The following is a 10,699-nucleotide window of genomic DNA, read 5'->3' as shown; positions in this document are numbered from 1 at the left end:
AGGGGGTATTTTGTTTTGTTAGCTTGATAGCGATGGGGTACCGCCCCATTGCCATCAACCTAGTACCTTGAAGTACCCCAAAACGATTTTTTTATTTTATAGTTATTTATTGGAACCCAGATTATTTTTTTGTTTTGGGGAACAACCCATTTCTTAAGTTGATGGGCATGTGGAGATTCATCATATAAAGTAATTTTTATAAAATAGGATAAACTATACTATCAAATTATATAAAAGAAAGCTGGGGTGCTTTTATGAAAAAGATATGTTGGATATTATGTTTTTGTTGCTTCATAGCATTTTGGAATGCTAAAATCCCTGTAAGTTACGCTAAAGAAGGACAGGTATTCACATATACAGTAAATCAACAAGCATTATTAAAATTTTTAAATTCAAATTCAAATGAATATAATAATGCAATGAAGCAAGGAATAACTCTAGCTGAGTTTGCATCTAAAAAAGGCATAGATGAAGCAAAGTTAATCCATTATTTTGCAATAGAACAAAAAAAAACAATTAGATATTGCACTAAATAAAGGAGAAATAGATCCTCAGATGTATCAAGATCTCTTACCTGATATCCATCATAGTATTTATAGAACTATTCATTATAATCCTAATTCTAAATAGACGTTTCCTTCTTAAAAATCAGCTAAAAAAAGATAAAGGATAGGAGAAATTAGTTAGATTGAATAAGAAATCCTGGCATAAAAAAGACTTGGTTTCAGTTTCAGGCCTTTTTTTGTAATAAATCTAAACTAAATGGAACAAAAAAAGAACCCTTATCATAAGGATTCTGCATCAGGAGACAACAAATATATAGAAATAATATAAATTGTAATTATAGTTCTTTTTGACATTTTACCATTATAAATTTAAATGGAGGCTTATTTTCCATATTCTTATGCGGCTCAACAATTTCCGAAAATTCTACCAGTCCATATTTTCCAAATTCTTGTTTTATCGAGTCAGAATCATAAAAAAACATTTTTACCCCTACCATTATCTCGAAATAGTCTTTACCCAGTTGTTTGCCCTTTCCAAACATTGGGGCTTCTTTTGAAATAGTAGTAAAAATCATATATCCGTTTGGCTTTAACTGATTATAGCAATCTTTAATAAACTTATCTCTCTCACGATTATTCAATAAGTGAATAAGTGCATAACAAAATATACCATCATAAAGTTTGTTATCAAAAGGCATATCGGTTACTGAACCATGAAAAATACTAATATTAAGCCCATTTTGCCTTACCAATTCAATCGCTGTTTTTGAAATCTCAATACCTGTTACATTTATTCCGTTGTCAATAAAAACCTTTGCATTTCTACCATATCCAATACCAGGAATCAATATATCCTTAACTTTCTTTTCAAGGAAAAAGTCCTTCGTCAAGATTGCAGAGTCTGAAGGTTCAAATCCCCACATCATTTGATTTTCTATAAAACTTGATTCCCAGAATTCTGTCATACCTCAATCTCCTTTACAAATATTGGCTCTCTTTCTTTAAAATCTGCTGTTTTTGTATAAGCATAAGCTACATTACATTAAACCTTGAACTACCCCCACTTAACAGTCTAACGAACTGCTTGAAGTGGGGGATTCCTACGAACGCCAAAGTATCCCTTGGCTTTATGAGTAGGCAATCCCCGTAGTCCCTACGGTTAGAAGCCTTAAGGCCTCTTTTCTCAGATTTTGTCCTGCGTTGACATCTCTATCATGATGCATACCACAAGAAGGACACTTCCATTCACGCAATTTCAGATCTTTCACCTCTTTATTTTTGTTGCCACAATGCGAACAAAGTTGAGAGCTGGCGAATGTTTTGGATACTACGACGACTTGTTTCCCATACCACTTTGCCTTATACGCAAGCATCGCTCTGAATCGTGACCAAGATACTTCTTGAATTGCTTTCGCTAGCTTGTGATTCTGTAACATATTGGATACTTGCAAATCTTCTATTCCAATCACATCGTGGTTTTTGATGATCATCGTAGAAAGTTTTTGCAAGTAATCAGTTCTTGCATTTGTGATTCGTTCATGTATACGAGCCACTTTGATTCGCTGTTTATGCCAGTTCGCCCCACCTTTTGTACGGCGAGACAAAATACGCTGGGCATGAGCGAGCTTCTTCTCTAATACCCGAAACCATTTCGGATTTTCAAATACCTCTCCAGTTGAAAGAATGGCAACATTTTTCACGCCAACATCTACACCAACAGCGGAACCTGTCTTTGACAACTCTTGCACTTCTACTTCGGCAAGAATTGAGACAAAATATGTTCCACTTGGATTCCTTCTGACAGTAGCGCTCAAAATACGTCCTTCTACCTCCCGACTTTTAGCAAACGTGACAAGACCCAATTTCGGTAACTTTATTTGATTCCCTACAATCGCGATGTTCCCATTCGTGTGCTTCGTTGTATATGATTGAACTTTATTGTTTTTCGACTTAAACCGAGGTGCTTTATTTTGTTTGTTGAAGAATCGTGAATACGATTCAGCGAGGTTGTGAAGAGAAGATTGAAGAGCCGTACTGTCCGCTTCTCTGAGCCATACAAATTCTTTTTTGAGAGCAGGTAATTGCGAAGAACAAGTGTCATAGGTTAATCCTTTTTCTGTTTCTTTATATACATCATTCCATTTTGCCAAAAAGTAATTGAATACAAAACGAGAACAACCAATTGTTTTCACAATACGGATTTTTTGTTCTGCATTAGGATAGATCCGGAACTTATACGCTTTATGGACGAGCACCACTTTCCACCTCACTTCCTATTTTAGTTTTTCTACATACTTTTTCACGATATGTATGAGAACGATGTCAGAATGTACTCAAAAAATACTTCTCTCGTATCACTTCTTCTTTTTTGTTGAAATTCCTCTGTCATCCTTCAAAGTGGAACAATTCCTTATCTGTAAGAATGTTTCTTGCTGCATCATTTTCCTTCTATAGGAACGAACGGATTTTGATACCTCATTACTGACTCTTCAACAAGAAGAACCGTTAGGCTTTTTCCTAACCGCCATTCATCTCCCACCTAATCATTGGACCATGTCCTATCCATTCCTTGAGGTGGGAATTTTTTGTCAGGAAATGATAAAATTCTTTACCTTTATTGCTTCTTTATCATTTTCAAATAGTTCAAGCCATTTGAACCAGTACATATAGTTACTGATATATTTAGTTGCAACACCATTAAACCTATTCATCCACTTCTTTAATTTGCTGTGAACAGCATTTATGTGTTGAATATGGTATATTCCTTCTTTATGTTTTCCTCTTTTTACACGCTTATGGTCTAACGAAAAATCATGGGCGAACTGAACATAACTCTTATGACTATCAGTACAAAGGATAGAGTTATCCCCTATACGACCATCATAGGGCCTTTCTAATCCTTGATGTGTCATTCTACCCTTACATAGTAGTTCCATGATTAAATTACCTTGCCTATCAATAGCAGTTGCTATACATACTTGTTCGTTAGATATACCTCTCTTTTTAACCTGCTTACCTCTTTCCCGAGACTTTCTTACTACATCCACCTTTAACACCGGGATGGAATTCAATTAGTCCTGCTTTAACAATTTTTGTTAACATCTTAGAAAGGTATGTTGGTGAAAGGTTTTGAATTTTAGCTAACTGTTCTACTCCAATCGATTTTCCTTTTGGTGTTAGTGTTACATATACCATTGTGCGTAAAGTATAATCTGTGGATTTTGAATATATCATTACTCTCCCTTTAAAGTACATTACAGATCTTTAATGTCTGGAATATATTTTAATTTAAAGTGAAAAAAATTGCAAGATGTTTACATCTTCTCTATTATGCAGAGTCTGACCATACTATGTACTTTTTCAACTCCCCTCCCCCTTAATACAATATGAAATAACAAATTACTACTAATTATTAGAAGGGCCCTATAAAAGAAACTCCAGCCCTCACTATTTTAACGAGGATTGTTCATTTATTTTTCATTATTAAGAGATATAACATGTATTGAAGGGGCTCAAGTAAACAGAGTATAATCAAAATAACTAATACATTTAAGGTAATACAATGGATAATATAACAAAATCTTATTTTGAAAATCTAGAAGCAAATGATAAAAGCCTACAATTAGAAGCCTTTCAAAATATTATTGATACTACAAAAGGAGAAGTAGACTGGGCTTATGAAGTTTGGGATCAATGAATAGAATGGCTAACCGATCCCAATAATCATAGGAGATCGAGAGTTGCACAGTTTCTTGCTGGTTTAGCAATTCGTGATCCAGATAAACGGATGCTACGCGATTTTTCAGCATTATGGGAAGTGAAATTTGTCACTGCTCGGCATAGTTTACAATCGATTTGGAAGGTTGGGTTAGCTGGGCCAGAACAAAGAGAAATGGTGCTCAATCATATTATTGAGCGCTTCAAAAATGGAATGAACGAAAAACATTATATCTTGATTCGATATGATATGATTGTAGGTTTAAAACATTTATACGATGAAGTCAAGGATGAACATATTAAGGAAATTTCAATGGAACTGATTGAGTCCGAAGAAGATAACAAATATCGAAAGAAATATTTGTCCGCCTGGAAATAAGAAAATCCGAACTCCTTTTATTATTAAGATTGGGTTCATCATTTTTATAAACGATTAATCTATTTTTCAAACTGGCAATAAAAAGAGTAAAAGCTCTTACAAATTAGTCATATCTAATATGTGAGAGCTTTTTATTTTTAAACATTTAGCTCTTAATAACTCAAAGTAAACTCTTTTCTATATACATATAAAATTGTATTTCATTTTTTATAATGGAGACACCATACTCAAAACCATGTCGTTCTAAAATACTTTTTACAATGGCTAATCCTAATCCAGTTCCTGATATTTCCTTACTACGTGAAGCTTCTAATACATAAAATGGCTCCCAAATTTTTTCGATATCTGTACTTATATCAGGATTAATTCCATTTTGGATACTAAAATATACGCAATCATTTCTGTCTTCCAATACAATCTTGATATTTTGATTTTCTGTATATTTGATTGCATTTGAAATTAAATTATTAAATACCATTTTCATTTTATCCAAATCTGCATAAATATTAACATCTCGTGCGCGACAATCCATTTGTAAATGTATATCTTTGGCTTGGAATTCAATTTCATGTTTCTCAATTACACTTTGAATAAGTGATACTACCTGAAATTCTTCTTTCTGCAGTAAGTCTCTTTCAATTTTAGAAAAACGAAGCAGTTCCTCTATTAAATTTGACATTTGATCCGTTTGTTTAATAATTGTATCCAAATATGTCCCATCATCTAGTCCATCTTGAATCCCCATTGAATATGCCTTTACTAATGCAATCGGCGTTTTCAGCTCGTGAGTAATATCTCCCATAAATCGTTTTAAGTGTTCATTTTTATCCATTAAATCTCGATGAGCTTCATGTAACTTATTACTCATAATATTAATACTATTAGCTAAATCACCAATTTCATCATTTGTTTTCACCTGCGATCGCTTAAATTTAAGGTTAGAAATTTCTTCTGCGACATCGCTTAATTCTTTTAATGGAGTTGTAATTGTTTTGGATAGTACCCAGACTAGTACAACGACAAGTAATATTGAAAATCCTAAAATATATAAATAAAATGTGTTAAGTGCCTCTATCAGTTCGTTTGAATGAGCAATCGAAACCCCCACTAAAATTAACATATCATTTTTAGCGATATATTTTGCAAAAAAGCTCGCTTTTAGCTTCTCTTGATCATATAATTTATTCGATTGTCCAGAACGCTTTACTTTCATTACCTCTTCTTTTGTAATCCAAAGCTTATTCAATGTCACCCTCTTATGGGCAAGCTGCGAACGTAATGCGTCATTCATTTCATCTTCTGTGCCTTTTATAGAAGTGTAAACTATTGTTACATTGTTTTCATTCTCAATTCGATTGATCGTATCTACTAGTGTTTCATCAGAGGCAGATTGTATTTGAGTCGTAATTTTATTTAGGCCTTCTCTTGTCTTGTATATATTATATTTCGGCAAAAAATAATTTATTAATAATAACGAAATTGTAAAAATAAGAATAATCGTTAAGGAAATACTTAGAAACAGTTTTTTACCAAGCTTATTCACGAGCATTCTCCAAACTATATCCTAAACCACGATGCGTTTTAATAATCTCTTCACCTATTTTTTTTCGTAATCGTCTAACATGTGTATCCACTGTTCGCTCATCTCCGAAATAATCAAAGCCCCATACGATATCTAATAACTTTTTACGCGTTAATATCGTACCTTTATGATTTAAAAAACATTTAATTAATTCTAACTCTGTTTTCGTGATTTCTAATTCTTTATCATTTTTATATACTTTATTTTTCGTCAGATCTATTTTTAAATCTTGTACTTGTATGATATTCTCTTGATGTAAAAGCTTTTTTGCTCTTGTAAGTAAAATACCTGGATGAAATGGCTTTTTGACATATTCGTCCGCTCCACTTTGCAAGGCCGCAAGTTCATCTTCATTTTCACTTTTAGCAGTAAGCATCAATACTTTCACGCTCGAGTTCTTTTTTATTTCCTGACATACAGTGATTCCATTCCTTTTTGGCATCATCCAGTCTAAAATTGCTAAATCAATCTTTTCCTCATAAAATAATTCAAGTGCTTCTTCTCCATCCCTTGCTAAAAATACTTGGAAGCCTTCTTTTTCAAAATATGCTTTTAATATTTTTAGCATATCCTGCTCATCATCTGCGATTAATACTTTCATGTATTTCTTCCTCCATTAACTATCTGTAAACCTTATCATACCAAAGTAAAATGAGAATTTCATATTTATGGCGATATCATACACTTTCTTTGTTACATAAATGTGACAAAAAATATTTATAGGATTTGAGGGAATAGTAAATATGAGGTGTTGTTCCATGTTAAAAAAAATAGCATTCATTTTTCTGTTTTCATTTTTATTATCAACAAATGTTTTCGCAGAAACAAATAAACAAATTGAAGTATTTGATTGTCAAAAGGAAATGGTCGTGCAAAAACAATCCCTAGACTTAGAAATTCAAAAAGAAGCAGTACAATATGCAAAATCCATTACTGGAGTATTTAAAAATTTAAACGTTGTCCCTAAAACTGGCCATATGATAAAAATCCCTTTATCTAAACCAGTTGCCATTACAAATCGATGGATACATACAACGATAGATGAAGTTCTTGTACTCCTTCCACTTAACGAAAAACCTTATATCATGATTTATGATGATGAAAATAATCCACACTTTTATTATATACAAGGTCACCCTGAACATTTATTGAAGCATTTAAAAGTAAAGTCATAATTACTTAAAGAGAAAAAGATTCCATAAGATTGTGCCTTATGGAATCTTTTTCTTTATAATCTTAAATAATGAGTCGCTCCTTGATACCCTTCACTTTTCATATCTTTAATCATTTCAACAATAACCCTCGAAGATTGATTCGCGGCGACTTTTGCAAAGTTTTCATATGATATAGTTGCCTCATCATCCGCAGTATCAGAAATACATCGAATAACAAGAAATGGTACATCATTGATATACGCAACATGACCAATTGCCGCACCTTCCATTTCTACACAATGCGGAGAGTATTCAGCAATTAATTTCTCTTTCAGCTGCGCATTTTCAACAAAGCATTCCCCACTAATAATTCTTCCCTCATAAAAGCTTCCTTCCAGTCCGATTGTATTACATGATTTTAATGCAAGTTCTCTCAATTCTTTATCTGCAATGAACGTTTCTTGAAATGGAAATAAATTCTTCATTTGTCCTTTATCTACATCATGATGTGTAACATTCGTGGAAATAACGAGATCTCCAACTTTCATACCTACATGTAACCCACCTGCAACACCAGTGTTAATAATACAATCTACTTCAAATTTATTAATTAAAATTTGTGTACATGAAGCTGCATTCACCTTTCCAACTCCACACCTTGTAAGAATAATCTCTTTATCCATGAAAATCCCTCGATAAAAAGGCATTTTGGCAATCGTGAACTCTTCTTGAATCTCTAGTTTTTCTAAAAGTAAGTCGATTTCAATTTGCATCGCTCCGATAATGCCGATTTTTTTCATTTATCGTCTACCTCTTCTCTATTACATATAATGTTTCTATTATAGAAAGTTAATGAACACTTTTTATGACTCTCTCAGCCATAACGGATACTAAAAATTTGGGAAGTATCAACTGGCGCTTTATTCTTTTAGGTTGTGTTACTAACCTATATAACCATTCTGTACCAGTATCCCTCATTAATTTTGGAGCTCGTTTTACCGTGCCGGATAAAATATCAATCATACCTCCAATACCAATAGATAAAGGGACGTTTAATATTTGTAGATTTTCATAGATGAATACCTCTTGCTTAGGAGATCCTAATCCTACCAATAGTAAGTGTGGTTCAAATTGTTGAATTCGAACTTTGACGTCTTCTATCTGCTCCTCTTTTACAAAGCCATGTTGCCCTTCAAAAATAGCATGTGGAAAACGCATTTTTAAATTTCTTAATGCTTTCTCATTACTTTCTGGTGCAGCACCAAAAAGAAACACACGGTATCCTTTTTGATTACAATACTCTATTAAGTCATGCGTTAAATCTGCGCCTGTAACACGCTCTTTCAATGTTCCCTTTAAAATTTTCGAACCAAGTATCACGCCTATTCCATCTGCTGTTATTAAATCCGCAGATAGTAAAATATTTTTGAAGCGTATAGATTCAGCTGAGGTCTGTCTAGCTGACATCACAATTTCAGGATTCGCTGTCACAATAAACTTTGGTTTATTTTCCTTTTCAGATAACCAATTTTCTAATATATCTATTACTCTCTTATACTCTAAGCTACAAAATGGTATACCTTTTATGTACTGCTGTTTCATTTCTTACATACACTTCCCTTACGTATTCTCTTATAATAAATGACTTAAGCTTCCTCTTTTACAAGCTGTAAATACTCATCAACATCCTTATTTATTTGAAGCAATGATTTCTCCCAAAACTCATTATCGGCAAGATTGATGTGAAAGTATTGTTTCACCAACTCTTCGACTGGGCGCTTCCCAGTCTCACACAAGAATTTTTTGTATTTGGAATGAAACTCATAATCTTGTTTTGCAATTTCTAATAATCCTAAACTGAGTAGATAACCAAATGTATATGGATAGTTGTAAAAAGGAAGATTCGCTGTATAAAATTGGCCATATTTCATCCAAACAAAAGGTTGATATTCTGTTAGAGAATTTCCATAAGCTGCTTTTTGTGAGAGTATAGATAATCTCTCTAATTCATCCGCACTCAAAGGTCCCTTTTGACTTTCTTCATAAAATGTTTGTTCAAATTGAAATGAAGCTCGAATGGCCATTACATAATTAAAGCTATTTCTGATTTTCCAGCTGAGTAACGATTTTTTCAAGTTACCATGTTCTGCTGTTTGCACTAAGTAATCTACAAGTACCATTTCAAAGAAAATCGATGCTGATTCGGCCATACTCATTGGAAGATAATCATCCAAAAATGCGGGAGACTTTTCATTGCTCATTACATAAAAGTGCCATGCATGTCCTAATTCATGCGCTAATACTCTTACACTATCAATTGTTCCATCATACCGTAATGAAATTCGAGACTCTCCTTCACTTAAAAAAGGAGCACAGAATCCACTAGGAGGCTTATTATCTCTTGGCTCAGCATCTACCCAACCATTCATAATGGCGTGCTGTGCGAATTCTGCTAATTCTTCATCAATACTCTTTAAAGCATCGTATATATCCTTTACTGCTAGTGAAAAAGGGATCTCAATCTGATTATTTTCTTCTAATGTCATCAAATCATGCCAAGTAAATGTCTCTTTATTACTTTTATGAAACGCTATAACACTCGATAACTTTTCAAGATTCCCTTCAATTGTATCCCACATTTCCAATAATACATTATTAGAAATACCATTTGCTTGAAGAGATTGTGACAATACCTCTTTTTCTTGTAATAGGTTACTTTTTATATTACGCAATCTCCCCATTTGATTAAGCACGTTAGCAAATACCACCTTCTCCTTTTCCAATGCCTCTGTAAGAGAAGAAAATACCTCTAATCTTTCATGATGAGCTTCAGCATTCATCGCAAGATAGTTTGCTTTTCCAAATGAAAATACTTCATTATTATTATGTATTTCTAATCTATTTCGTAATTGTATGTACATATCTTCCCAAGCTTTTAATTCATTTTCTATAAAATGAATACTTGCGTTATCAGAAACATTACTTTTTTCTTGTAGTAATAAACGAACATCCCTTTTCAAATTCATTATTTTTGTATGCGGTACAGCCAATATAGATTCATCTACTTGTTCAGTAGATAAACAGTAAAAGTAATACTCTGCCTTTTCAGTTTTTTTGTATAATTTTTGAAAGAGCTTCTAAATCTTCCTCTTCTTTATATATTTCTATTAGTTGCTCTATTATCTCTATTTCTGTAAAAAACATAAGGTCTTGTTCTTCAGGATATAGCCTTTTCAAATCCCACTTCGTTGGGTGATCAGTAATTTGATTCATTTTTTAGCCTCCTGTTTTTACAAATAGTTACAATCGCGCGTCATTAGCTAATTATATACGAATTACTTTAATTTTAACATCTTGAAAT

The 10,699-nt window shown here is 32.9% G+C and carries 8 protein-coding genes and 4 pseudogenes; 3 read left to right on the top strand and 9 right to left on the bottom strand.

Annotated elements, in window-relative coordinates; all coding sequences use genetic code 11:
• Positions 1-254 precede the first annotated feature (254 nt).
• Positions 255-536 carry a hypothetical protein gene (locus Y7E_RS29905; RefSeq protein ID WP_017151999.1) on the top strand — a complete coding sequence of 94 codons (282 nt, stop codon included), beginning with the start codon at positions 255-257 and terminating at the stop codon, positions 534-536.
• A gap of 305 nt (positions 537-841) precedes the next feature.
• Here Y7E_RS29905 and Y7E_RS0114550 read toward each other — a convergent pair whose 3' ends face one another.
• The 4 genes and pseudogenes from Y7E_RS0114550 to Y7E_RS29895 form a co-directional block, all read right to left on the bottom strand.
• Positions 842-1,471 carry a class I SAM-dependent methyltransferase gene (locus tag Y7E_RS0114550; RefSeq protein ID WP_017151998.1) on the bottom strand — a complete coding sequence of 210 codons (630 nt, stop codon included), beginning with the start codon at positions 1,469-1,471 and terminating at the stop codon, positions 842-844.
• 162 nt (positions 1,472-1,633) lie between these two features.
• Complete coding sequence (gene tnpB, locus Y7E_RS0114545) at positions 1,634-2,761, bottom strand: IS200/IS605 family element RNA-guided endonuclease TnpB (protein ID WP_017151997.1); 1,128 nt, start codon at positions 2,759-2,761, stop codon at positions 1,634-1,636.
• Positions 2,762-3,100: 339 nt separating this feature from the next.
• Positions 3,101-3,541, bottom strand: a pseudogene (locus tag Y7E_RS29900) (IS1595 family transposase); the annotation flags it as partial.
• A gap of 7 nt (positions 3,542-3,548) precedes the next feature.
• Positions 3,549-3,740: pseudogene (locus Y7E_RS29895) on the bottom strand (Rrf2 family transcriptional regulator); the annotation flags it as partial.
• Between the two features lie 328 nt (positions 3,741-4,068).
• Between Y7E_RS29895 and Y7E_RS29890 the strand changes: the two are divergent.
• A pseudogene (locus tag Y7E_RS29890) lies at positions 4,069-4,602 on the top strand (hypothetical protein).
• A 160-nt stretch (positions 4,603-4,762) separates the two neighbouring features.
• On the opposite strand, the gene Y7E_RS0114530 reads toward Y7E_RS29890, so the two are convergent.
• Entirely contained in the window at positions 4,763-6,145 is a 1,383-nt protein-coding gene (locus Y7E_RS0114530) for a sensor histidine kinase (RefSeq protein ID WP_017151992.1), read from the bottom strand.
• On the bottom strand, positions 6,138-6,785 hold the full coding sequence (locus Y7E_RS0114525) for a response regulator transcription factor (RefSeq protein ID WP_017151991.1): 648 nt from the start codon (positions 6,783-6,785) through the stop codon (positions 6,138-6,140). The genes Y7E_RS0114530 and Y7E_RS0114525 overlap by 8 nt, the downstream gene beginning before the upstream one ends.
• A gap of 157 nt (positions 6,786-6,942) precedes the next feature.
• Here Y7E_RS0114525 and Y7E_RS0114520 point away from each other — a divergent pair, with 157 nt between their 5' ends.
• Positions 6,943-7,359: a hypothetical protein gene (locus tag Y7E_RS0114520; RefSeq protein ID WP_017151990.1), complete on the top strand. Its 417-nt coding sequence runs from the start codon at positions 6,943-6,945 to the stop codon at positions 7,357-7,359.
• Between the two features lie 53 nt (positions 7,360-7,412).
• Here Y7E_RS0114520 and Y7E_RS0114515 read toward each other — a convergent pair whose 3' ends face one another.
• The 3 genes and pseudogenes from Y7E_RS0114515 to Y7E_RS29885 all read right to left on the bottom strand — a co-directional run bounded on the left by Y7E_RS0114515 (position 7,413) and on the right by Y7E_RS29885 (position 10,611).
• Positions 7,413-8,138 (bottom strand): 5'-methylthioadenosine/adenosylhomocysteine nucleosidase, encoded by a 726-nt coding sequence (locus Y7E_RS0114515; protein WP_017151989.1) that lies wholly within the window; start codon positions 8,136-8,138, stop codon positions 7,413-7,415.
• A gap of 49 nt (positions 8,139-8,187) precedes the next feature.
• Positions 8,188-8,940, bottom strand: coding sequence for a WecB/TagA/CpsF family glycosyltransferase (locus Y7E_RS0114510; RefSeq protein ID WP_017151988.1), 753 nt, complete (start codon positions 8,938-8,940; stop codon positions 8,188-8,190).
• Between the two features lie 44 nt (positions 8,941-8,984).
• A pseudogene (locus tag Y7E_RS29885) lies at positions 8,985-10,611 on the bottom strand (M3 family metallopeptidase).
• Positions 10,612-10,699 lie beyond the last annotated feature (88 nt).

Source organism: Bacillus bingmayongensis, assembly GCF_000299035.1.
Lineage (GTDB): Bacteria > Bacillota > Bacilli > Bacillales > Bacillaceae_G > Bacillus_A > Bacillus_A bingmayongensis.
Note: the sequence above shows the minus strand (reverse complement) of the source record. Positions and strands in the feature narration are given on the sequence as shown.